This window comes from Paraburkholderia azotifigens (assembly GCF_007995085.1).
Taxonomy (GTDB): Bacteria; Pseudomonadota; Gammaproteobacteria; order Burkholderiales; family Burkholderiaceae; genus Paraburkholderia; species Paraburkholderia azotifigens.
In genome coordinates this window covers 3,466,380-3,488,910 of record NZ_VOQS01000001.1, presented here as the reverse complement: position 1 = coordinate 3,488,910, position 22,531 = coordinate 3,466,380, and the positions used below count along the sequence as shown (strand labels likewise).

Annotated in this window: 22 protein-coding genes and 1 pseudogene; 15 read left to right on the top strand and 8 right to left on the bottom strand. The window is 62.1% G+C overall.

Annotation, left to right across the window (positions count from 1 at the left end; all coding sequences use genetic code 11):
- Nucleotides 1-25: 25 nt before the first annotated feature.
- Together FRZ40_RS15660 and FRZ40_RS15655 are read left to right on the top strand one after the other, a co-directional pair.
- On the top strand, nucleotides 26-970 hold the full coding sequence (locus tag FRZ40_RS15660; protein ID WP_147234631.1) for a LysR family transcriptional regulator: 945 nt from the start codon (nucleotides 26-28) through the stop codon (nucleotides 968-970).
- A gap of 363 nt (nucleotides 971-1,333) precedes the next feature.
- Nucleotides 1,334-2,605, top strand: a complete 1,272-nt coding sequence (locus tag FRZ40_RS15655; RefSeq protein WP_420873865.1) for an IS256 family transposase — start codon at nucleotides 1,334-1,336, stop codon at nucleotides 2,603-2,605.
- Here FRZ40_RS15655 and FRZ40_RS15650 read toward each other — a convergent pair.
- From FRZ40_RS15650 to FRZ40_RS15640, 3 genes are all read right to left on the bottom strand, one after another.
- The gene (locus FRZ40_RS15650; RefSeq protein ID WP_240057161.1) at nucleotides 2,498-3,553 is read right to left on the bottom strand and encodes a hypothetical protein; all 1,056 of its coding nucleotides are present in this window, start codon (nucleotides 3,551-3,553) and stop codon (nucleotides 2,498-2,500) included. The two genes, FRZ40_RS15655 and FRZ40_RS15650, sit on opposite strands and share 108 nt — an antisense overlap.
- Before the next feature lie 224 nt (nucleotides 3,554-3,777).
- Complete coding sequence (locus tag FRZ40_RS15645) at nucleotides 3,778-5,193, bottom strand: DUF2252 domain-containing protein (protein ID WP_147234629.1); 1,416 nt, start codon at nucleotides 5,191-5,193, stop codon at nucleotides 3,778-3,780.
- 102 nt (nucleotides 5,194-5,295) lie between these two features.
- Nucleotides 5,296-7,014: a SulP family inorganic anion transporter gene (locus FRZ40_RS15640; RefSeq protein WP_147234628.1), complete on the bottom strand. Its 1,719-nt coding sequence runs from the start codon at nucleotides 7,012-7,014 to the stop codon at nucleotides 5,296-5,298.
- A 330-nt stretch (nucleotides 7,015-7,344) separates the two neighbouring features.
- Here FRZ40_RS15640 and FRZ40_RS45735 point away from each other — a divergent pair.
- Nucleotides 7,345-7,431: pseudogene (locus FRZ40_RS45735) on the top strand (DUF3562 domain-containing protein); the annotation flags it as partial.
- 136 nt (nucleotides 7,432-7,567) lie between these two features.
- Here FRZ40_RS45735 and FRZ40_RS45730 read toward each other — a convergent pair.
- Complete coding sequence (locus FRZ40_RS45730) at nucleotides 7,568-7,702, bottom strand: hypothetical protein (RefSeq protein WP_275670999.1); 135 nt, start codon at nucleotides 7,700-7,702, stop codon at nucleotides 7,568-7,570.
- Nucleotides 7,703-8,517: 815 nt separating this feature from the next.
- Between FRZ40_RS45730 and FRZ40_RS15630 the strand changes: the two genes are divergently transcribed.
- From FRZ40_RS15630 to FRZ40_RS15605, 6 genes are all read left to right on the top strand, one after another.
- Entirely contained in the window at nucleotides 8,518-9,546 is a 1,029-nt protein-coding gene (locus tag FRZ40_RS15630; RefSeq protein ID WP_147234627.1) for a TRAP transporter substrate-binding protein, read from the top strand.
- Between the two features lie 15 nt (nucleotides 9,547-9,561).
- Nucleotides 9,562-11,457 (top strand): TRAP transporter large permease, encoded by a 1,896-nt coding sequence (locus FRZ40_RS15625; protein ID WP_147234626.1) that lies wholly within the window; start codon nucleotides 9,562-9,564, stop codon nucleotides 11,455-11,457.
- 19 nt (nucleotides 11,458-11,476) lie between these two features.
- Complete coding sequence (locus tag FRZ40_RS15620; protein ID WP_147234625.1) at nucleotides 11,477-12,556, top strand: LacI family DNA-binding transcriptional regulator; 1,080 nt, start codon at nucleotides 11,477-11,479, stop codon at nucleotides 12,554-12,556.
- Nucleotides 12,557-12,560: 4 nt separating this feature from the next.
- A complete protein-coding gene (locus FRZ40_RS15615) occupies nucleotides 12,561-13,568 on the top strand; it encodes a hydroxyacid dehydrogenase (RefSeq protein ID WP_147234624.1) in 1,008 nt (335 codons plus the stop codon).
- Nucleotides 13,565-14,380, top strand: a complete 816-nt coding sequence (locus FRZ40_RS15610; protein WP_147234623.1) for an amidohydrolase family protein — start codon at nucleotides 13,565-13,567, stop codon at nucleotides 14,378-14,380. Before FRZ40_RS15615 ends, FRZ40_RS15610 begins: the two co-directional genes overlap by 4 nt.
- A 133-nt stretch (nucleotides 14,381-14,513) precedes the next feature.
- Nucleotides 14,514-14,912: a response regulator gene (locus FRZ40_RS15605; RefSeq protein ID WP_147234836.1), complete on the top strand. Its 399-nt coding sequence runs from the start codon at nucleotides 14,514-14,516 to the stop codon at nucleotides 14,910-14,912.
- Nucleotides 14,913-14,926: 14 nt separating this feature from the next.
- Here the strand turns inward: FRZ40_RS15605 and FRZ40_RS45015 are convergent, their stop codons facing one another.
- Nucleotides 14,927-15,241 carry a hypothetical protein gene (locus FRZ40_RS45015; protein ID WP_240057160.1) on the bottom strand — a complete coding sequence of 105 codons (315 nt, stop codon included), beginning with the start codon at nucleotides 15,239-15,241 and terminating at the stop codon, nucleotides 14,927-14,929.
- Nucleotides 15,242-15,438: 197 nt separating this feature from the next.
- Between FRZ40_RS45015 and FRZ40_RS15595 the strand changes: the two genes are divergently transcribed.
- Genes FRZ40_RS15595 through FRZ40_RS45005 form a run of 4 tightly spaced genes read left to right on the top strand, consistent with a single transcriptional unit; the run spans nucleotide 15,439 to nucleotide 18,068 of the window.
- Nucleotides 15,439-16,560, top strand: coding sequence for a sensor histidine kinase (locus FRZ40_RS15595; protein ID WP_147234622.1), 1,122 nt, complete (start codon nucleotides 15,439-15,441; stop codon nucleotides 16,558-16,560).
- Nucleotides 16,487-17,128 (top strand): response regulator, encoded by a 642-nt coding sequence (locus FRZ40_RS15590; RefSeq protein WP_338048140.1) that lies wholly within the window; start codon nucleotides 16,487-16,489, stop codon nucleotides 17,126-17,128. Before FRZ40_RS15595 ends, FRZ40_RS15590 begins: the two co-directional genes overlap by 74 nt.
- Nucleotides 17,080-17,721 carry an oxidoreductase gene (locus FRZ40_RS45010; protein WP_240057159.1) on the top strand — a complete coding sequence of 214 codons (642 nt, stop codon included), beginning with the start codon at nucleotides 17,080-17,082 and terminating at the stop codon, nucleotides 17,719-17,721. The genes FRZ40_RS15590 and FRZ40_RS45010 overlap by 49 nt, the downstream gene beginning before the upstream one ends.
- Nucleotides 17,643-18,068, top strand: coding sequence for a HisA/HisF-related TIM barrel protein (locus FRZ40_RS45005; protein ID WP_240057158.1), 426 nt, complete (start codon nucleotides 17,643-17,645; stop codon nucleotides 18,066-18,068). Before FRZ40_RS45010 ends, FRZ40_RS45005 begins: the two co-directional genes overlap by 79 nt.
- 60 nt (nucleotides 18,069-18,128) lie before the next feature.
- Here the strand turns inward: FRZ40_RS45005 and FRZ40_RS15580 are convergent, their stop codons facing one another.
- Nucleotides 18,129-19,112, bottom strand: coding sequence for an AraC family transcriptional regulator (locus FRZ40_RS15580; RefSeq protein WP_147234621.1), 984 nt, complete (start codon nucleotides 19,110-19,112; stop codon nucleotides 18,129-18,131).
- A gap of 111 nt (nucleotides 19,113-19,223) precedes the next feature.
- On the opposite strand from FRZ40_RS15580, the gene FRZ40_RS15575 reads away from it, so the two are divergent.
- Complete coding sequence (locus FRZ40_RS15575; RefSeq protein WP_147234834.1) at nucleotides 19,224-19,763, top strand: carboxymuconolactone decarboxylase family protein; 540 nt, start codon at nucleotides 19,224-19,226, stop codon at nucleotides 19,761-19,763.
- Between the two features lie 100 nt (nucleotides 19,764-19,863).
- Nucleotides 19,864-20,382, top strand: coding sequence for a DUF417 family protein (locus tag FRZ40_RS15570; RefSeq protein ID WP_240057157.1), 519 nt, complete (start codon nucleotides 19,864-19,866; stop codon nucleotides 20,380-20,382).
- A gap of 38 nt (nucleotides 20,383-20,420) precedes the next feature.
- Here FRZ40_RS15570 and FRZ40_RS15565 read toward each other — a convergent pair whose 3' ends face one another.
- Complete coding sequence (locus tag FRZ40_RS15565; RefSeq protein ID WP_147234620.1) at nucleotides 20,421-21,170, bottom strand: SDR family NAD(P)-dependent oxidoreductase; 750 nt, start codon at nucleotides 21,168-21,170, stop codon at nucleotides 20,421-20,423.
- Nucleotides 21,171-21,280: 110 nt separating this feature from the next.
- Complete coding sequence (locus FRZ40_RS15560; RefSeq protein ID WP_147234619.1) at nucleotides 21,281-22,396, bottom strand: alkene reductase; 1,116 nt, start codon at nucleotides 22,394-22,396, stop codon at nucleotides 21,281-21,283.
- Between the last annotated feature and the right edge of the window lie 135 nt (nucleotides 22,397-22,531).

The window sequence follows — 22,531 nt, the reverse complement described above, 5'->3', positions numbered from 1 at the left end:
TTATAAATAGGCCCGTGTTTACCCTATGTCGCAAGATTCCAGCCTCTCCATCACGCAAGTGCTGACCAAGCTGCGTTTCAGGCATCTCCAGTTGCTTGAACTGCTCGGTCGTACCCGCAACCTTCGTATCGCGGCTGAGCAGATGCACATCACTCAGCCGGCCGCCACGAAGATCCTGAGCGACCTGGAGGCGATGTTAGGCGCGCCGTTGTTCGAACGGCTGCCGCGCGAAATGCGGCCGACGGATCTCGGTACGCTGTCGCTGCGCTACGCCAGCACGACACTGTCCAATCTGGGCAAGTTTTCGAGCGAGTTCGCGACACTGAAAGATGGCGGCTATGGTCATCTCACGGTCGGCTTCATTCCGGCTTCCGCCGCGCAACTCGTCACCACGGCTATCAAGGAGATCCAGCGCCGGCGCCCAAGACTCATCATCAAACTGGTCGAGCAAAGCAGTGATCAACTCGCGACGTGGCTTGAGGCAAGGCAGCTCGATGTGATGATTGGGCGCCCGACCGAGCCACGACACGAGGCGCTTTTCGATGTGGTCGATTTATTGGCGGAGCCGGCGCGCGCGGTCGTCGGGAAGCATCATCCGTTGCTGAAGCAACGACGCATAGAGATCGCCGACCTGGGCGAGTGGCCGTGGATCTTGTATCCACAAGGCACCGCCATGCGGCAGCTGTTCGAAGAAACGTTCGCGGCGGCTGGCAGGATTGCGCCGATGGGCATCGTGGAAACGCCATCGATTTTTACGACGTTAGAGTTGCTGCAGGCAACCGACATGATGTCCCTTCAACCGAGAGCAGCGATGGACAAGTACGTCACGCATGGCCTTCTAGGCTATCTGGACGTGCCGATACGGCGGACATTGTCGAACTACAGTGTCATTACACGGAAAGACGAAGCTGCTTCGCAGGCGATGAACGAATTCGTTGCCATCCTCCAGGTAATCGCCGCGCAATGCTAGGTTAGTCAACGTGGCCGTTGTGAGAGCACGATTCCCGGTTCCGCAGGCAGGGGCAGCGTCGGCATGCTCTTTATGTGCTTGCTGCCGAAGTTGGCGATTGCGGTCTCGGCATCTGGCTGCCGGGTACCGAACGCAGTCTGGCTTTGACGCTCGCGAGGTCGGCGACAGGGGCCGCTGCAATCCAGGCATCGACGCTCGTACCGGCGGCTTGCTACTGTGCAGGGATCGTGATCAACGGCAGCGGCTCCTTGCTGCCCGTATTTGCAAGTGTGAAGAACAGCATGACGGCGTTGAGAGCCCGCTTGGTGGACCTGTCCGGCATTTTGTGGGTGGGGCATATCATGAGAGGTAAAAATCATGGATATGCCGATGAAGAAGAAACGTACGGTGGCGTCTCAGGCAGCGGCCCGAGGGCCGCTGCCTGAACTGCCCAAGGCGCTGCTGGACGAGCTGGTCAAGGGGCCGATGACGCCAGCCGAGGTGCAGGACCTGATGCTGGCGCTCAACAAGGCAGTTATCGAGCGGGCAATGGGTGCAGAGATGAACCTGCATCTGGGCTACCCGCCGGGTCAGTCCAAACCGGCCGGGCAAGCCAACGAGCGCAACGGCGCCAGTGGCAAGACAGTCATCACCGATCGCGGCCCGGTGCGCGTCGAGGTGCCTCGCGACCGTGACGGCAGCTTCGAACCCATCCTGATCCCCAAACACGAACGCCGCTTCACCGGATTCGACGAACGCATTATCGCGATGTACGCGCGCGGTATGAGCGTGCGCGAGATTCAGGCCTTTCTGGCCGAAAGCTACGGCACCGAGGTGTCGCCTGATTTCATCAGCTCGGTCACCGACGAGGTGATGGCCGAAACGCTGGCCTGGCAGAACCGTCCGCTCGAGGTGATGTACCCGGTGGTGTTCTTCGACGCCTTGCGCGTCAAGATCCGCGACGACGGCATGGTCAGCAACAAGGCGGTCTATCTGGCACTGGGCATTCAGGCCGATGGCCAGCGCGATGTACTGGGCCTGTGGATCGAGCAGACCGAAGGCGCGAAGTTCTGGCTCAAGGTGTTCAACGAACTGAAGGCCCGGGGCTGCCAGGACATCCTGATTGCGGTGGTTGACGGCCTGAAGGGACTGGCCGACGCAATCGGCACCGCTTACCCCCGCACGGCCGTGCAGACCTGCATCGTGCACCTGATCCGCAACAGCCTGGATTACGCCAGCTACAAGGACCGCAAGGCCCTTGCGGCGGCACTGCGACCGGTCTACTGCGCCGCCAGCGAGCAGGCCGCGCAGCAGGCGCTGCAGGCGTTTGCTGATGGTCCCTGGGGCCTCAGATACCCGATGATCGTGCAGTCGTGGCAGCGCGCGTGGGAGCACGTTACGCCGTTCTTCGCGTTTCCACCGGAGATCCGGCGCGTTGTGTACACAACGAACGCCATTGAGAGTCTGAACATGCAGCTACGCAAGATCATCAAGACCCGCGGCCACTTCCCGAACGACGAGGCTGCCATCAAGCTGCTCTGGCTGGCGCTACGCAATGTCCTGGCAAAATCTGTTCGCGCTGCCTTCGACTGGAAGTCGGCCATGAACCAGTTTGCTATCCTGTTTGGTGATCGATTCACGCAGGCGCGCGGGTAACGATTCCTTTAACCGCCTCGCCCACAAAAATGCGGACAGGTTCCGCTTGGTTCGCAGATCACCTTGCTCAATCCAGAACCAGTAACCGCGATAGCGCACGGACACATATGCATCGCCTGGCCTGTCCCGTCCACTGTAGATGTGAAGCATTGGTCCTGGCGCTTCGCCGTTGGATTGCGCGACGGCAGGCAGGGCACTATGGTCCCTCAAGTGCTCCTCCGGCACGTCCATATAGCTGGAAAAGGCGCCCATGATCTGCAGCATGGAGCGGCTGTTGACGGTGAGTTCGTCATCGGCACCGTGCACGGGCGAATAAACGAGAGTGAACCGCTGAGGAGTTGGCGGCATCCTTAACAATCGCCGAATCTCAGTCATCTTGTCCAGAACGTCGGAAGATATGCCGTCGCGCCTCAAGAGAATCACAGCCGTGGGGCCTTTAACCTTGTCCTCTTCCACACGCATCGTGAACCCACCAGCAGCCTGAACCTCGCGCATCAGCGCAATTGCCCGCAAGAATTCCGGGTCAGCCTCGCGCATCAACCCGGCTGCCGTCGAGCGGTTGCGCACGCCGTTAAGCGATTCCACCGCCATGCCAAGCAGGAGATCCGCAGCATAGCCACTTTGAAGCATGAAAAAGATGTTCTTGGGATCAATCGGCTCCATCAATCCGTGCACGAAATTTTGTCCGGTGGTCGGCGTATAGGTGATGGTGGGGCGGTCGGTATAGACGCCCTGCACGGCGGCCCCAAGGAAATTCCCTTGCACTGCCCGCTCGGTCGAGACAGTGCCGTTCAACGTTACGCCTGTTTGCAGTGAGTAGCCGCTGACAACAGACGCCACGTCTACGAATACAGGGAGATCCATATAGCGCAATTTGACAATGTTGAGAAGCGTTTGCTGTTTCCATGAGTCGGCGATCGCCGCGCTGTAGTCAAAACGGTCCGCCACGATGGTCGTAGGGCCGAGCGATGTGCAGCCCCCGAGGGTCGCACATATCGTCAAGCAGGCCCACAGTCGGTCTGCGAAAAAGCACTGACTCGGTAGCCGTAGACGGCCACTACCTTTTGCGGTTCCCATCGATGCGCCTCCCGACGCGGATCGGCCTCGACGTCCTCTGCCGTCAAAGCGGTGCCGCCGACCGGGCACCGACGGGCTGACGGCTCCCTCGCTACTCATTCTGTTTTGGCGGGAATCCGGCCTTCGCGAATGGCCTGGATGAAATCGCGATGGTCCTGGCGATTCTGGCAACTGTATTCAGTCGCGAACTCAGTGATCGCGTCATCGAAAGTTTGGCCGGACCCCATGTACGCCGCCATCATTGCCGCATCGCCTGAGCGGGCGTGTGCCCGGGCAAGGGCATGCGCACACATGCGCCCATACTGGCGCAGCAGCGCCGTGTCCCAGTCCTCGATAACGGCAGACATCTTCATGTCCCGCAACTGGCGAACAAAGAAGTCGCGGCCGTTCTTTCCCCGCGTCCAGCCAAGAAACACGTCGCTCGCGGCCTGCATCAGGCGCTGGCCTGCGATCACCCGCTGGCCGTGATTCGAATGCAGGCTCTTGCCCGCATAAGGCTCGAGCACTGAAGCTCTCGCTTCTTTAATCTGGAGGAAAAGCGGGTCATTGTCAGACGCCATGAGCAGGCCAACGCCGCACAGCGTCCCGACGCTGCCCACGCCGACCACTTTCTGGGCCAGATCGACGAGGTGGAACCTGTCAAACAGAACGCGGACATGTTCGGCCAGGCTTTCGCGGTATGACGCGAGGGCTTCGGCGTAGCCAGATTCAAGGCCCGGCGCGGTTTCTTCGGTCGGGTGGACAATAAGTGGTGGCTCATCCTTGATTCTGGGTTGCGCCCCCTCCTGCGAAACAAGTTTTGGATACATGTACTCGGGCACCTGCTTGCGCTGTTCCACCTCGATCCGCTCTGCCATCCGCTTGCGAATCGCAGCGACGACAGCCGGATCGCCCGAACGGTCTTCATATTTTTTCAGATCGATCCTGTCGTACCAGACATCGAGCGCGCGCATCCCAGCGTAATCGTGCATCCGCTCCCGGTATTCACGGACGAGGTCCGTTGCGACGCGCGCGGCGTCGCTCGCAGGCAGCGCTAGATGCTGTGCGGCAATCACCACACTCGCTGCGAGCCGCTTGAGATCCCACTCAAACGGTGCCGGGAGGGTTTCGTCGAGATCGTTGATGTCGAAAATCACATTGCGTTCTGGTGTTGCGAAGCCGCCGAAATTCATCAGGTGAGCGTCCCCACAAGCCTGCACCCTCAACCCGCTCGTCGGGGTCGAGGCCAAGTCAGCCGCCATCACTACAGCCGCGCCACGATAGAACGCGAATGGTGACTCCGACATTCGGCCGAAGCGGATTGGAACCAAGCTCGGAATGCGGCCTTTATTAGATTCGTTTAAAAGCTCGATGGGGTCGCGCCGATTCTTCGGTGGTATCCAGCCGGCCTGCGATGAACGTGGCACCTTAGTTCGGATGGCCCGCCCTACCGCCGCTCTCTCATCCGGCGTGCGGAAGGCTGCACTTGCCTGTTTAAGGTGAGTGACGTTGTGTGAAACGACCTTGTCCATAACCTTACTCCGAGTCGAACCGCTCGCGGCAACTGGCACCTGCCCGTCAAGTAGCGGGTGCCGTCAAATCCACCGCTGGCTCATCGCGCGGCGCCACCCTGCTCACCGCACGAGGCCCGGCGATGCGTTCTGCTTGTCTTGCAAGGCATGCCATGCAGCAAGCGCCTGCTCGAGATTGAGAAACATCCGCTCGTGTCCAAGCGTCTTTCCGAGTGGCGCCTTCTCGACGACGGCGAACACATCGGGGTTCAAGCCAACGAGCCATACGGCAATCCCGTGCTCGCGGAATTTCTTTTCAGCCTCGGTCCACATCTTCAGGGCGGTATATTCGAGATCGAATACCGCCCGCATATCCAGCGCGACCACTTGAGGCCGAGCCCTTTCGACCAGCGGCGCGATCTTATGACCAAGGTTGGAAGCATTAACGAAAAAGATCCGCCCCTCGGGCCGCAAAAGCAGGAGCCCTGGGAATTCCTCATCGTCGGGGTGCTGGGCGGATACCGGACGGAACACGTTCGTGCCGCGCTTGCGACGCAGGACGTAAATCGGAGGATCGGACACTTGGTGCGCTAGCGCCACCAGCGAAACGAGGATTGCAATCAGAATGCCTTGTAACGTACCGAGCAGCACGACGCCGGCGAGCGCCACGACGGCCCAGACGAACTCAGTGCGCCTGACGGAGAGAATCGCCCGGAAGTCCGCTGGCTTGAAAAGGCCTACAGAATAGACGATCACAACCCCGGCGAGCGTCGCATGCGGCATGAGGCCGATCAGCGGCGCGAGCAGGACCATCGTGGCGACGGTTACGGCGGCGGTCACCAATTCCGCCAGCTGCGAATGCGCGCCCACCAGCCGGTTGACCGCCGTCTGGGTCGTGCCGCCGCCCGCGGGCATGGCGCCCAGCAGCGCGCCCGCTGCGTTGCCGAGCCCCGTCGCCAGCAGTTCACGGTTCGGCTGCGGAACGGGTTCACCGCTCTGGGCGAACGCGCGCCCCGAGGCGATCGTTTCGGTGAAGCTCATCAGCGCGATACCTGCCGCCGCCGGCCAGAGCGCCTCGACGAGCGCGAGGTCCGGCATCACGAGCGACGGCAGCCCCGTCGGAATGTGGCCGACGACCGAGACTCCATACTTTTCCAGCCCTAAGAGGCCGACACCGGCAATCCCCAGCGCCACCGCGATGAGCGGGGCCGGTGACTTTGGATAGAGGTGTTCAAGCGCGACCAGCACCGCAATCGTCACAAGTCCGACAGCGATCGTCGCCGTCGAAAGGTGTGGAAGCCCGGTGACTAACGCATACACGTTATGAAAGAAGGAACCCTTCACAACATGCAGACCGATCAGCTTGGGCAACTGGTCGAGGACAATGACGATTGCAATGCCTCCCTTGAAGCCCGTTAGCACCGGCTCGGAAATGAAATTTGCGACGAATCCAAATCTGAGCAGCGCGGCCAGAATGAGGATGCCACCGACCAGTACCGTGAGGGTCGCAGTTGCAATGGCCAGTTGAGCCGCGCCGCCTCCCGGAGCGACCTGCCCGAGTGCGGCTGCCGTTAGAATGGCTAGAGTTGCACTCGTGCTGACGCTGAGTGGCCTTGACGTGCCGAGCAGCGCATAGACCACCATGGGCACGAAGGCTGTGTAGAGACCCACCTGCACGGGAAGCCCTGCAACAGTGGCGTAAGCCATCGCCTTCGGCAACACGACAGCGGCAGCCGTGACGCCCGCAATGATGTCGGGCTTGACCCACGACTTCTCATAGTGGCGAACCCAGTCGAGAATGGGGAGGGAGAAGCTGCGGTGCGGCAACGGCTGGTCGCGCATGACTGGTCTCCGGGAAAAGCCAAAACGCACCAGGAAGTGCGACGCTGGCGTCGGGTCCCTGATGCCGCGTGCAGAGCGCAAAGTCCGCCAACCTTAGCACCGGCTTTCATGCCCCGCGATGCTTCGTTGCTGCGCCTCCGAGGCGTTGTACTGCCATTCAAACACCCAACGTCCGGGGTCGATTGACTTAAGTCAACGGCGGCTGTGGTCGGGCGGCGGTCGACCGGGCGTGTCCGTTGGTCAGACGGGCATAAGTGCCAGAAGGATCATCGTTGTTCCGTCCTCCTTCGCCCGTTTGCACCTAAAACGTGATCGAGCGAGTACAGCGAAGGCGCACGAATCCTGGACCATCTGTGGGTCTTCGTGGCCCGCCGCGTGCGCGACAACTTGCAGAGACGAAAGCAAGAGGTGCATTGACGGCAATACTCGTCAGTTGATCATGTTGATTGCCGAGACGATAGCGGCATCACTGGTCGCGGCGTACACCGACGTGGCGCGCCGTCGGCGGCCACCAGGAGGATCGACAATCCGCTCAGTTCGAGGCCGGCCGCCTTTAGCGATCGACGGAGCGCGCCGCCTTGGCCGCGAGTCGCGCGGCGCTCCGGGCATCGGCCTGCACCCATGCGGCGATGCGCGTGCCGGTCAGCGTCAAGTCCACTTCGATAAGGCTCAATTTCGGCAGCGACAAGCTGAGTCACGTGTGCCACGATCGTTGCTCGGCCGCCGCGTCGTCGCCCGTATGCTGGTCGCCACTTCGTTCAATGAGCCAGCCGAGCTGGGCACCCGGCCATGCACCAGCGTACGTGTCGCACGATGGACCGAGGCCAACGTCGCAGGCGGCGGATGTTGCGACTGCGCTCCTTTGCGGCAGCACCTCGCCCAAAGGAGCATTTGCAGTTGAGAATCGGATGGCCGGTTACGGAGCGGCTCCGACACCTGGACGTCCAGCCGATGGCGCATGTGAACGTCGCTTCATGGCCGCACAGAGCCCGACAACGAGGACGCCGCTCATCTCGGACCCGCCCCACCATGCGACATGCATATATCGACCGTCTTCCGCCGGCCGCACGAGCAAGCACTGAGAGGCCGTCAGCAGAGTCATCCGATCATCTAGGCCGACTTGTCGGAGACAGTAGTTCGGCCACTTCTGACGAATTTTTGATTGCCGGAGCCGCCCCCATCCCATCAGTCGGACAGCAATCTTCCATCCCGCGTACACGGCTACGCACACCACGGCTCCTACCTGCGCAAATGACACTGCTGCCGGGGCAGCGCGGACGCCCCCACCGCCGTCTCATGGGCTGCGTCGTAGTGTCTTTATGCGGTCCGTGGACACACTCGGCGTCACGGGCTGCTGACACGAACGCGGGTTAACGCCCATTTGATCGCGCTACTCAACGATTTACTGTATCGATACACTAAATCGATACAGTCGCGCCGCTGCTGTCGTGTTGCGTTGAACACACTAGCCCGCGCATAGAGCGGCATTCAGGAGACAAGACCATGCATTCCACTTCCCGGCGACGGTTCCTTCAAACGGCCTCTGTGGCCTCCCTCGCGGCGGGCGTGGGCTTTCCCGCGATCGTGCGCGCCCAGCCGGCGGCCACGTTGCGGCTGTCATCATCGATGCCCGCGAACGAAAACGCCGCGCATTACGTGTGGTATCAGAAGCTCGCTGCGAATCTGAAGGCGAGCGTCGGCGACCAGATTCGAATCGACTATTTCCCAAACAGCCAGCTCGGTAAGGAGAGCGACGTCGTGCAGCAGGTGAAGGTCGGTGCGGTCGACATGATGGTCACCGGCTCGTCGATCTGGGCGACCGTGCTGCCGGAGCTCGGCATGCTCGATCTGGGCTATGTGTTCGACAGCTTCGACCATGTCGGGCGCGCCATGGACGGCACCGTCGGCAAATCCTTTGACACCATGCTGCAACAGCGTGCGGGCTGCTCGGTCGTCACGTGGGGCTATTCCTTCGGCGCGCGCAACGTGTTCACGAAGAAGCCCACGCAATCGCTCGCCGATATCAAGGGCGTGAAGCTGCGCGTGCTGCCCACGCCCGCCTTCATGGAAACCTTCAGGCTGATGGGCGCCGTACCGACGCCCATTCCCATCGGCGAGTTGTACATGGCCGCGCAGACAGGTGTCGTCGATGGCTTCGAGCACGACTGCGCGACCGTGCTCGCAAGCAAGTACGACGAAGTCGTGAAGTCGTGCTGGCAAACTCAGCACGTCTTCAGCCCGCTCGTCGTCGTCATGGGCCGCCGCGCCCTGGCGAAGATTCCAGAAAATCTACGTCCCGCGTTTCAGAAAGCGGCGCAAGACGCGACCGCGAGTCAGCGCGTCGCAGCCATCCAGACGGCTGCCAGCGCCGAGCAGGAGTTGAAGAAGCGCGGCATGACGTTTTATCCGATGTCGAAAGCCGACCGCGACACCGCGCGCGGCGAGATGCAGTCGCAGTTGTACGCGAACTTCTCGAAGCAGTATCCCGCGACCGCGCCGCTCTTCACCGTCATCGCCGCAGTGCGCGGCTAACGAGGCAGCCACACCATGACCACTTTCTCCGCGACGCCCGGATCAGAGGCGCAACTCGTCGCCCCCGGCTTCGGCCATGAGACCGTGCTCGCGCGGGGCCTCGTGCGCCTCATGCACTGGATCGAATACCTGTGTGCAGCCGTGCTCGCGGCCGATGTGCTCGTGGTATTCCTCTCCGTGATCTACCGCTATTTCCTGCACGATCCATTCGACTGGGCCGAGGAAGTCGCCGGAGCGCTGATGGTCGTACTGGTGTTCTTCGGCGCCGCCACGGTGCTTGCGCGCAGCCAGCACGTCGGCGTCGACCTGTTTCGCGGCATGCTGCCCAGGCGCTGGCAGCCCGCGCTCGTTCATCTGGGACACTGGGTCATCGCGGGCGTCGCGGGGAATCTGTGCGTGTCGTCGTGCCTGCTGCTAGTCGATTCCTACGGCCAGATGACACCGAACGGCCTCCCCGCGTGGATCAAAGTGTATCCGCTCGTCATCGGCAGCGTGTTCACGGCAGTGTTCGCGCTCGCCAACGCGCTCAACGGCGCCCGCAGGACAGTGCTCGGCACATTGATCGGCTGCGTGCTGCTCGCGGCGACCGTGTTCGGGTGGAACGCGTTCGTGCCCGGTCACGCGATCAAGCCCGGCATCCTGCTGATGGCCGGATTCATCGGCGGACTCGTGCTCGGCGTGCCGGTCGGCTTCGTGCTCGCGTTCTCGGCGCTGCTGTACTTCCTCGCGGAACCGTCCCTGCCGATGCTCGTCTACTCGCAGCAAGTGATGGCGGGCACCGACCACTTCGTGCTGCTCGCGATTCCGTTCTTCGTGCTCGCCGGACTGCTGATGGAAACCAACGGCATGTCGTCCCGCCTGATCGAACTGCTGCTGAGGATTTTCGGGCGCGTGCGCGGCGGCCTCGGCCTCATCACGATCATGGCGACGGCGTTCTTCTCGGGCGTGTCTGGTTCAAAGCTTGCGGATATCGCGGCCGTTGGCGGTGTCGTGATGCCGGCTGTGCGCCAGAGCAAGGAAGATCCGAACGAAGCCGCAGCGTTGCTCGCCTGCAGCGCGGTGATGGCGGAAACCATTCCTCCGTGCGTGAACATGATCATCATGGGCTTCGTCGCGAACATTTCGATCGCGGGGCTGTTCCTCGCGGGCGTCGTGCCCGCCGCCGTCCTTGCCGCGGCGCTGGCGATCGTCGCGGTGGTTTTCGGGCGCCGCATAAATCTCGCCGATGCGCTCACCAATCCGCGCGCATGGGTGCCGCTGCTCGGCGGCGCGCTGGTCGCGCTCGTCATGATCACCATGATCGGCAAGGGCGTGACGTCGGGCATCGCGACGTCGACGGAAGTGTCCGCGTTCGCCGTCGTCTATGCGCTTATCGTCGGCTGGCTGGCGTTTCGCGAACTCACGCCGAAATCGGTCGCACGCGTGTTCGTGCGTTCGGCATCGATGGCGAGCAGCATTCTGTTCATCGTCGCGGCGGCCTCCAGCGTATCGTTCGCGCTGACCGTCGAGCAGATTCCCGCGCTCGTTTCCGATTCGATGATCGCCTTCGCGCATCAATACGGACCGACGATGTTCCTGCTGCTGTCCGTGCTGATCATGATCGTGTTCGGCGCGGTGCTGGAAGGCGCGCCCGCGCTCATCATCTTTGGGCCCCTCCTCACTCCGATCGCCACGCAAGTCGGCATCAACCCGCTGCATTTCGGCACGGTGATCGTCGTCGCGATGGGCATGGGTTTGTTCGCGCCGCCGGTCGGGCTGGGCCTGTTCGCGACCTGCGCCATCACCGGCACGGAAATGAAGGCAGTAGCGCGACCTATGCTCAAATACCTGCTGGTGCTGTGCATCGCACTGGTGGTGCTGATTCTGGTGCCGTCTTTTTCGTTGTGGTTGCCGACCCGGCTCGGCCTGTAGCCGGCAGATGTAAAACCTTATGAGCACCATTCAGGATGTCGCCCGCGAGGCCGGTGTTTCCGTGAGCACGGTATCCAACGTGCTCAACGGCCGCACCGGTCAGATGCGCCAGGAAACGCTCGTGCGCGTGCAGGCAGCGATGAGCGCGCTGCAATATCGGCCGAGCACGCTCGCGCGTCAGCTCAAGACGGGACAGACGCCGCTCATCGGGCTGCTGGTGCCGTCCATCGCCAATCCGATGTACGGCTATATCGCGCGGGAGGTCGAAACGTACGCGCAGGAGCGCTACGGCTATCGCGTGATGATCGGCAATACGTATCGCGATCCGGCGAAGGAAGCGTCGTTCTTCGAGGATCTGCTGTCGCAGGGCGTGCGGCGAGTGATCGTGATCTCGTCGCTTGCGAACGAGCGCCATCTGGAAACCGCTGTCGAACACGGCATGGTCGTCGTCAGCTACGACCGCCGCGCGACCGAAGGTGAGACCACACGCGTTGAACACGTCACGCCGGACAACTTCGAAGCAGCGCGCATCGCGACGCGCCATCTGATCGCGCACGGCCACACGCAACTCGCCTTCGCCACGTTGACCGGCGTGACGATGAGTCGCCGCGACAAGATCAACGGCTTTCTCTCGGCAGCGCAGGATGCGGGGCTGTCGGAGGACGCGCGTGTGCTCGACAGCGGCCCGGTGAACGAATACGGCGATTCGATGATCGTGGAGAACGGCCGCGCGCTCGCGCGTCTGCTCGCGGCAGACGACGCGCGCCCGACCGGCATCGTCGCTGTCAACGACCTGATGGCCCTCGGCCTCATGGCAGGCCTGCGCGAGTGTGGCTTGCGCGTGCCAGAGGACGTGTCGATCGTCGGCATGGACGGGCATTTCCTCGCGGCAATCTCCAATCCCGCGCTTACGACCGTGCAACTTCCCGTACCGGCGATGGCCGCCGCGATGGTCGAGCGCGCGATGCGCCCGCACGCCGAACCCCTGCCCGCATCGGAGCAGGCGCTCTTCACGGATATCACGCTCGTGGAGCGCGAGTCGGTCGCGCGCCCGGGCAAAACTGCGGCGAAAGCGAAGCAATCCGGAAAGGCAGCATAAGGACATGAACAAGGTATTCGTCAGTCATCCCCGGCACATGCTGGATCATTACTTCGGCGCACGGGCGGCGGCGGCGCTCGCGAAGTTCGCCGACGTCACGTACAACACCGAAGATCGCGAGCTGACGCCCGCCGAACTCGCCCACGCCGCGCGCGATGCGGATGTCATCATCGCTTACCGGCAGACGCCCGGGCCGCGCGCGTTGTTCGAAGCGCTGCCGAAGCTGGCCGCCTTCGTGCGTTGCGCGGTGGATATCCGCACGATCGATGTCGATGCCGCGAGCGAACTGGGCGTGCTCATCACGCAGGCGAGCGCGGGCTTCGTGCCGTCCGTGTCGGAGTGGGTGATCGGCGCGATGCTCGATCTCGCGCGCGGAACGACCGCGTATGCGAAGGCGTATCACCGCCGCGAAGCACCCGCTCCGAAGATGGGCCGCGAGTTGCGCGGCAGCACGTTCGGCGTAATCGGTTATGGGCAGATATCGCGCTATCTGTGCAATCTCGCTTTGGCATTCGGCATGCGCGTCATCGTGTCCGATCCTTACGCCACGATCGACGATGCGCGCGTGCATCAGGTCGGCCTGGATGATCTGCTCGCCGAGTCCGACTTCGTCGTATGCCTCGCGCCCGCCACGCCGCAGACCGCGAACCTGATGGACGCGCGCGCCTTCGCAGCCATGAAGCCTGGCGCGTACTTCATCAACGCGGCGCGCGGCGAACTCGTCGACGACGCCGCTCTGCTCGCTGCGCTGGAGCGTGGTCATCTGGCAGGATGCGCGCTCGATGTGGGCCGCACGGCAGATCAGATGCCCTCTCCTTCGTTGGCGGCCCATTCGCGCGTGATCGCGACGCCGCACATCGGCGGGCTGACGCCGGGCGCCATCGAGCATCAATCGATGGAAACAATCGCGCAAACCGAAGCGCTGTTTCAGGGCCGGATGCCCGTCGGCGCCGTGAATGCGGCGCACGCATTCCGCCTCTCGGGCTTTGCCATGCCGACGGTCTCGCGATGAACCCTTTGATCGACTTCGAAGGCGCGTGCGATTGCCACATCCACGTGTACGGAGAAGGCTATCCGCTGGCGGCGAGCGCGACGTTCACGCCCCCGCCGGCGCCTGCATCGGCATATCGGGAAGTGCAGCGTGCGCTCGGCTTCTCGCGCGCGATCGTCGTGCAGCCGACAGGGTACGGCTTCGACAACCGTTGCACGCTCGCGGCCATTGCGCAACTCGGCGACGGTGCGCGTGGCATCGCGGTCGTGCCGCCCGATGTCAGCGAAGGCGAACTGCAGCGCCTGCACGATGCGGGCATACGTGGCGTGCGATTCATGATGCTTCCGGGCGGCGTGCTGCCGTGGGATGTGCTCACGGATATGTCGGCGCGCATCGCACCGATGGGCTGGAACATCAACCTCCAGCTCGACGGGCACACCCTGCCGTATCATGAAGCGATGCTCCTGAGCTTGCCATCGAAGCTCGTCATCGATCATCTCGGCAAGTTTCTCGCGCCGGTCACGCCGGAAAGCGAAGGGTTCGCGTCATTGTGCCGCCTGCTCGACGGGCCGCGTTGCTGGATCAAGCTGTCCGCGCCCTATGAAAGTTCGCACCACGGCGCGCCTGATTTCGATGACGTGTCGTGGCTCGTGCGCACGCTATCGAGACGTTTTCCTGAACGCGGCGTGTGGGCATCGAATTGGCCGCACCCCAACGTGAAGCCCGTGCCCGATGACGACCGCATGCTCGACTGGGCGATGCGGCTAGTGAAAAGCGACGAGATTCGCCGCAAGATACTCATCGATAATCCGGCTGAGTTGTACGGGTTTTAGGCAAGCCTGAAACAGCGATGTTGGTCGACTTCCAGTCAGGGAGAAAATCCAGCGCCAAAGGACCGCAGCCAAAACCATAGCAGCCACTCGAGCGCTGCACTGAAATGCATGGCGCCACGGATTCTAATGGCTTCTGAAGTGCGCGCGCAGCGGCGAGGAAGCCTTTTGCATCATCGAGTCATTTGCACCGGACGTTGCGCTTATCGATCTTCACATGCCGGGCATGGACGGTACCGAGCTCGCACGACGGCTGCGGCAACAGGCCGCGTACGGCGCGACCGGCCTGGTCGCGCTCACATGCTGCGCGAGGCCGGACGAGCACACCAAGAATGAGTGCGCCTTTGACCGTTACCTCGTCAAACCACCGTCGCTGGAAGACCTGGCGGAAGTGTTACGTCGGTGGGCTGTCACCGCCTCTTACAGGAGCCGTCCGCAGCAGCCGCAGTGTGATGGAATGGCCGGGGCGTCCGTCGGTCGGATGAGCGTCCGAACCCGTTATCCTGGATTTTTCCCTCGCAACCCCGCCTGGTAGTGACCGTCGGTGCGTCACAATACGACCAGGCGGGACTTTTTCGCGTCGTTTCGTCCGCCCGGTGTCGCGACCCGGCCGTGAGCGCTCGCCAACGGGCGAGATATCGCACCGGGAGATTGGGGCAATTCGGGCAGCGGCTCATTCTCGGCGAATGCGGTGCCGCAACGCACGGCGAACGCCAGCGCCGACTCGCGGTCGGCGAACTGGCCAAGTTCGCCCAAAGAGGTCATCTCGCCATCCTCTTCGAGGATCGAAACCCGGGCGACGAATGTGTTACCGGCTCTCGATACGGATGGCTGGATCGCGACACCGTGGTGAACAAAGTACATATATGTCTCCTTCGGATGGATCACGTGATGATTGTAAGCGCGCCGCGCAAGGTGGTCCGATCTATTCTTCGCACCTGCCATGAATAGAACCTCGACGCTCGCGGTCTTTTTGAACGGACGCTGATCGTCGTGGCGCGTTGACCGTCATCAGTTCCCTGTACTATTGAAGCCTGCCCTTTCGTTTGAAGAGAGTGGATATGCGACTAGCCGAGTTCATCGTGCAGGACATGGAGCCGATCCTGGCGCAGTGGGAAGCGTTCGCAGCCACTTTGCTGCCTGCAGCAGCCCCTATGGATCCACTCGCGTTACGCGACCACGCGCATCAGATTTTGCAGGCGGTAGCCAGAGACATCTCGACGCCACAAACCAAAGATGAACAACGCGAAAAATCGCACGGGCGCGCCCACCGGGCACTCGATGCCCCGGAGACGGCCGCACAGACGCATGCCATTCTTCGCGCGCGCCGCGGCTTCAACATCAACCAGCTGGCGGCCGAATACCGCGCGCTGCGTGCAAGTGTGCTGCGCCTGTGGATCGACAGGTGTTCACCAGACGCCCCCGATCTGGATGACATGATCCGGTTTAACGAAGCCATCGACCAGGCGCTGGCGGAATCGATCGGCTATTTCAATGAGCAGGTCGAACAGGCCCGCAACCTGTTGCTGGGAATGCTGGGGCATGACATGCGCAGCCCGCTGCAGACCATCCAGATGACGGCGTCATCGCTTGCGGCCTTGAATGCCGGGGAGCGTGTTTCGGAGGCCTCCGCCAGACTTATAAGAAGCGGCGCGCGTATGCAGAACCTTCTGGATGATCTGTGCGACTTCGGTCGGACCAGGTTGGGACTGGGTATCAATATCGACCCCAGCGCGGTCGATCTGGCCGAGGTCTTCGCCGACCTGGTTGACCAGTTGCGCGCGGCACATCCCGGACGCGAGATTACACTGGAAGCCAGGGGCGATCTGAAGGGCATCTGGGATGGCCCGCGCCTGCAGCAGCTGCTCGGCAACCTCGTGTCAAACGCCATCGCGCATGGCGCAGCCGATACGCCAATCGGCGTGGCGGTCACGGAAACCGACGCGGAAGTCCTTGTTGAAGTCAGCAACAGGGGGGCCGCCATTGATGACGTGACGCTGGAGCGTATGTTCGAGCCGCTAGAGCGTGGTTTGCGTCACGGGGATGATAGCCACGGCAAGGGGGGACTCGGGCTGGGTCTTTACATAGCGAGCGAGATCGCCAGAGCGCATGATGGCGCGATCGAAGTACGATCCGATCAGACAGGGACGGTATTTGTGGTGCGGCTGCCGCGCTGTAAGTGAGCGGTACAATCGGCACAGGCGTAGTCGAGCGTCCGCCCCTTGCCGGGCACCCGTTATGCGTTCGTGGGGAAAGGACCGTTCGACCAGCAACGCCATGCCGCCTCTACGCTTTTATTCAACACCCGCTCCGTGGACCGAGCGGCGCGTTGCCCTTCGAGGCGTCAGGCTGCGCGTGCTGGGCGTTGACGATAACCGGGACGGGGCCGACGCGCTGGCCGCCTACCTGTCGCTTCACGACATCGAGTGTCATGCCGTGTACGGTGCACGGGATGCCGTCACCGTCGGGGCCACCTGGTTGCCGCATATCGTGCTCATGGATATTTCGATGCCGGAGTACGACGGGTACGAGGCCGCCCGCGCGCTGCGACATGCTCCTCACACAGCCCAGACCTTCATCGTTGCGCATACGGCGCTGGACGAATCCGAAGTTCGGCGGAAAGTCGCAGGCGATGAATTTGACGGCTATCTGCAAAAAGGACGCGTATTACGGCCACGGAATACGGCCATCCGACCCAGACCATGTTCGACTCCTACACGCGCTTCGCGAAGGGTGGCTTCGGGCTGGTAACGACGGAGGGCATTTACACCGACAAGGCGTTCTCGCAAGGATACCGGTTTCAGCCAGGCCTGGCCGACGACGTGCAGGCCGAGGCATGGTCGACGTTCAATCGCGAGATGCAGGAGCACGGAACTCCCGTTTTCGCGCAACTCATGCATGCCGGGGCGTTGAGTCAAGGCAATGTTTATCGGAGCGACACCGTCGGACCGTCGGCCGTCCGCCCCAAGGGCGAACAGATGAAGTTCTACTTCGGCGAAGGACGCTATGCTGAGCCGAAGGAAATGACGGGCGTTGAGATCCAGGAAGCTATTCAGGGCTTCGTCGATGCGGCGCGACGCGCCGTGAATATCGCCGGATTCAAAGGCGTGGAAATCCACGGCGCGAACGGATATCTCCTCGACCAGTTCCTGACGGCGGGGACCAATCATCGGACGGACCGTTGGGGTGGCGACACGAAGGCTCGCGTGCAACTGCTCGTGGATGTTGTGAATGCAGTCAGGCATGACATTGGAGATGCTTGCCCGTGGGGATCCGGATCTCACAAGGCAAGGTCAACGATTTCGGTTCGAAGTGGTCGGGTGGCGAGGCGGATGCCGAAGTAATCTTCGGCGCACTTGCTGATGCAGGCGTCGACTTCCTTCACGTCGCGGAGTTCGAAGCGTGGCAGCCAGCCTTCGAAGGCACGCAAGATAGTCTCGTCACGCTGGCACGCCGCTATGCGCCCGACGTCACGATCATCGCGAACGGCGGCTTGCACACGGCTGAGCGCATCGACAACGCACTGGCCGCAGGTGCGGATCTGGTGACAGTCGGACGCGGCGCGCTGGCGAATCCCGATCTGCCGAAACTGCTCGCAAACAGGCACGAACCGCGTACATTCGACAGTTCAATCCTTCAACCGATCGCCAGCATCAAGCCCGAAGAACTCGCGATGCAGATAGCCGCCTGAACGCGCAGTCCGGTTGCGCGGCAGCTTGCACGGCAACCGTCGTGCGGAACTCTCGAGCCTTCAGGTTGCGAGTTCCGCATGCTGTTTCTCCTGTTGCGATCGACGCCAGTCCGCTGGCGTCATGCCCAAACGTTGGCTGAAGGCACGCCGGAATGCGGCGACGGATTGATAGCCCACTGTCTCAGCCACGACCTCGGTCGAAATGCCCGGTCTTTTCAGTTCGTTGGCCGCCAGCGCCATCCGGATATCAGTCAGAAGGTCATTCGGCGAACGGCCCAGCTTGTCCTGAAAGTGACGAATCAATGTTGCGCGCGACATGCTGCAGAGGCTGGCCAACTCATGCAGCGTCCAGGCGCGCGCCGGGTCGCTGAAGATCGCCGTGAGCGCCGGAGACAGACGCGGATTGCCGGCGAGCGCAAGCAGCCCGACAGGTGCTTCGTCGGATTCGCTGGCCACGCGCATCGTCAGAGCGAACAGCGCCGCCGATAGCGCATTCATCATTGCGTAGCCGCCCAGATTGTCTGCACTGGCCTCTGTTCGCATTAGCGCCACAAGACCATTCAGTTGCTCGTGGGCCGAGCCATCAGTGGCGTCCCTCCCGCCGCTCTTCTCCGGCGACGTGTGCGTGACAAGCCGTGCAGGCAGATACGCGTGGATTAACCGGTCGTGTGGCGGCGCCAGGATAATCCGCCCGCAAAGCATGTCGAGACGCGGCCCGGTGCCTTTGTTTTCGCTGATGGTCAGGTTCAGGGCGGCGCGCTCATGCGCCCGCTTTGGCCGCGCGCCGCTACCGTCGTGGAGCGTGTGAGCAGAGCCGTGCGCCAGCATCACGATATCGCCTGCGCAAAGGTGCTGCGGCTTGCCGGAACCCGGCGTCTCCAGAATGGCCGACCCGCTGAGGATGATGTGATACGGCATCTCGCCCGGGTCCGAATCGGCATAGATCACTTCCCAGGGCGCGCCATACGAGCAGCGCAATTCGAGTTGACCGTGCACGGTCATCATGCCGAGCAAACGGCTCAGCCAATCTTGCGAAAATGACATCGCGACTCCACATGATACTTTCGAGCATGATATTGACAATTGACGGACTCAACAAGCTCATCTTCAGCACCTAAAGTGGAGGCTCCTAACCACCACCGAATGAGGTCCACCATGAGTCGAATCGCCATCCCCGCTGTCCAGAACGCAACGGGCGCCACCGCCGAAGTCTACGGACGGGTTCGCAAAATCGCCGGCGGCAGCGTACCGAATCTGTTCGCGGCCCTCGGCCATCTCGCGCCCGCGACATTGAATGCGGCGCTGGACGCCGAAGGCGCGCTGGCATCGAGCAGCCTGAGCAAGCAGGATCTAGAAACGATCAAGCTGCTCGTGAGCGAGCAAACGGGCTGCGACTACTGCGTTGCCGCGCACGTGATGCTGGGCAAGATGACCGGCCTGTCGCCCGAAGCACTCAAAAATATTCGCTTGGGTCAGGCGACGGGCGATGCCCGGCGCGATGCGCTCATCCGTTTCGTGCTGACCCTGCAGACGACGAGCGGCACGATCGATGAGCGTGAACTCACAGCCATTCGCGCCGCAGGTTACAGCGACACGCAACTTGCGGAAATCTCGCTGGCGATCGCCATGACGATTTTCACCAACACGTTCAACCGTATCAACGACACCACCGTCGATTTTCCGCCGGTGAAATAGCGCGCAAGCCGGGGCGGGCGTGAACGCTCGCCCCGATACGCCCATCGAGATGAAAACGCGACGCCCGTCTGATCCCGTCGCGACAACAGAGGAGCGAACTATGTCCATGCGATTCCGGGTGGCCGAACGTGGCACGAACAATCATCATCTAGCCTTCCTTCGATGGTCGATGGTGGCGATTTTCATATGGTTCGGCATTCAGAAATTTACGCCCTACGCCGCTGACTCAATTGCGCCGCTGATTTCGCACAGCCCGTTCATCAGCTGGTTGAATGTGTTCGGCGTGATCGGCGAAGCGAGAATCATCGAGACGAGCGAACTGCTCACCGCGGCGATACTGACTGCGGGATCGGTGATTCCCATCGCGTCGGCGGTAGGGGCCGCAATGGCGGCGCTGACGTTTGTGCTGACGACGTCATTCGTCTTCAGCACGCCAGGCATTACGCTGACCAGTGCGACTGGCTTTCCGATCGTATCGACGCTCGTCGAGCAGTTCCTGCTCAAAGACGTCGCCTTGCTGGCTGCCTGTTTGACGTTGCTTGTCGCGTCGGTCCGGCGGCATCCGACCGTTGGTGACAATGTCACGACGTCGATGGCGTGGCGAGATAGCGAGCGATGAAACGTCGCTCGCTACGCAGGCGCGGCTTCAAAGATCGTTCATACCTGTGCGAGGCCGCCGTCGACGAACAGATCGATACCCGCGACGAAGCTGCTGTCCTCGGATGCGAGAAACAGCACCGCGGACGCGATTTCCTCGGGGCGGCCGATGCGTCCCAATGGTGTTGCGGCGGCGAATCTGGCGCGTAGTTCGTCTGCTTGCGCAGCGGTGGTGACCTGGCTGTCGATGATCGGCGTATCGATGGCGCCCGGACTGATCGCATTGACGCGAATACGACGGTCCTTGAGTTCGACGGTCCATGTCCGCGCGAGCGAGCGAACGGCCGCCTTCGCCGCGCTATAGGTGTCATGCGCTTGCAGGCCTTTGACGCCAGCGATCGAGCTGGTCAGGATGATGGTGCCTGCGTGAGCCATCAGTGGCAACGCCTTCTGCACGGTGAAAATGAGTCCACGCACGTTGACATTGAACGTCGCCTCGTAGTGCTCGGGCGTGATCTCGTTGAGCGTGCGGTGTTCGATCGAACCTGCATTGGCAAAAAGAACGTCGATGCTGCCGCGTTCCCGCCTGACAGCGGAATACAGGCGATCGAGGTCTTCGAGCTTCGTTACGTCCACTTGCACAGCCGACACATTGCGGCCGATCTGCTGCACGGCCCTGTCGAGTTCTGCTTGTCGCCTGCCGACGATGAACACATACGCGCCTTCGTCGACAAATCGTTGTGCGGTGGCAAGGCCGATGCCGCTGCTGCCGCCCGTGATGACGGCTGTTTTGCCTGCAAGTCGATTCATGATGTCGTCTTTCGTTTCTGGAATTCCATGCCCATGCCACTTCGCGCATCGTTGAAGCTGGCCGAAACGGCTGGTCCGTCCGTTTCGGCCTTTACGTCGAAGGACTTCGACTATGCCGCGTCCATCTGCGGATGGAAGGCGTAGTCGGTATAGCCGCGCGCATCGCCGCCATAGAACGTCGAGCGGTCGTAGTGAGCGAGTGGCTTGCCCGTGCGCAGACGCGCCGGCAAATCGGGGTTAGAGATGAACATGCGCCCGAACGCGACGAGGTCCGCATCGCCGTCGACGACGATCTGTTCGGCGCTTTCCCCTGTAAAGCCGCCCGCGGCGATGAGCGTGCCCTTGTAGATGCGGCGCATGTCTTTCGACGTAACGTCGGATGCACTCGTTTCCTGCTCGACGATCCCGCGAATGCGCGGCTCGATCACGTGCAGATACGCGAGGTCATAGCTGTTCAGCCGCTCGGCCACATAGCCGAAAGTGGCATGCGGATCACTGTCGGACATCGTGCCGTACGTGCCGCTGGGCGACAGGCGGAGGGCGACGCGGCCGGCCCCCCACACCGCGACGACCGCGTCGAGCGTATCGAACAGAAACCGCGCACGGCTTTCGATCGAACCGCCGTATGCGTCGGTGCGATGATTCGTGCCATCCAGCAGGAATTGCTCGAAGAGATAGCCATTCGCACCATGAAGTTCGACACCGTCAAAACCGGCTTCTTTCGCGAGCACGGCACTGCGACGGAACTGTTCGACGATGCGCGGAATTTCGGCAAGTTCGAGCGCGCGTGGCACGACGAGTTCGGCTTCTGTGATGTTGCCGCTCTCGTCGCGAATGGCTGCATGTTCGAGCGAGCGCAGGGCGGACGGTGCCACGGGAGTGGTCCCGCCCGTGTTGACGGGATGTGCCTGGCGGCCCGCGTGCCACATCTGCAGGAAGATTCGCGCGCCCTTCGCGTGCACGGCATCGATCACGCGTTTCCAGCCCTTGACCTGAGCATCGGTGTAGATGCCGGGCGCGTCGACGTATGCGATGCCAAGCGACGACACGGCCGTCGCATCGGTAATCAGCAGGCCGCCTTTGGACGCGCGCTGCGAGTAATACTCGACCATGAGATCACCGGGGACGTTGCCTTGCTCGGTGCGCATCCGGGTGAGCGGGGCGAGCACGACGCGGTGCTCGAGTTCGAAGGGGCCGACGTTGGTGCGGCTAAACAGCTTGTTCATTCGTTCATCCTCGGGTTGAGCGTTGAAGATGGGCGAATCATGGGCGCGAGCGTGAGCAGGCAGAAGGGGCCTGGCGGCGATAAGTGTCATTCCACACGGGCATGTCGCATACGCCGGCGGCCGGAGCAGTACATG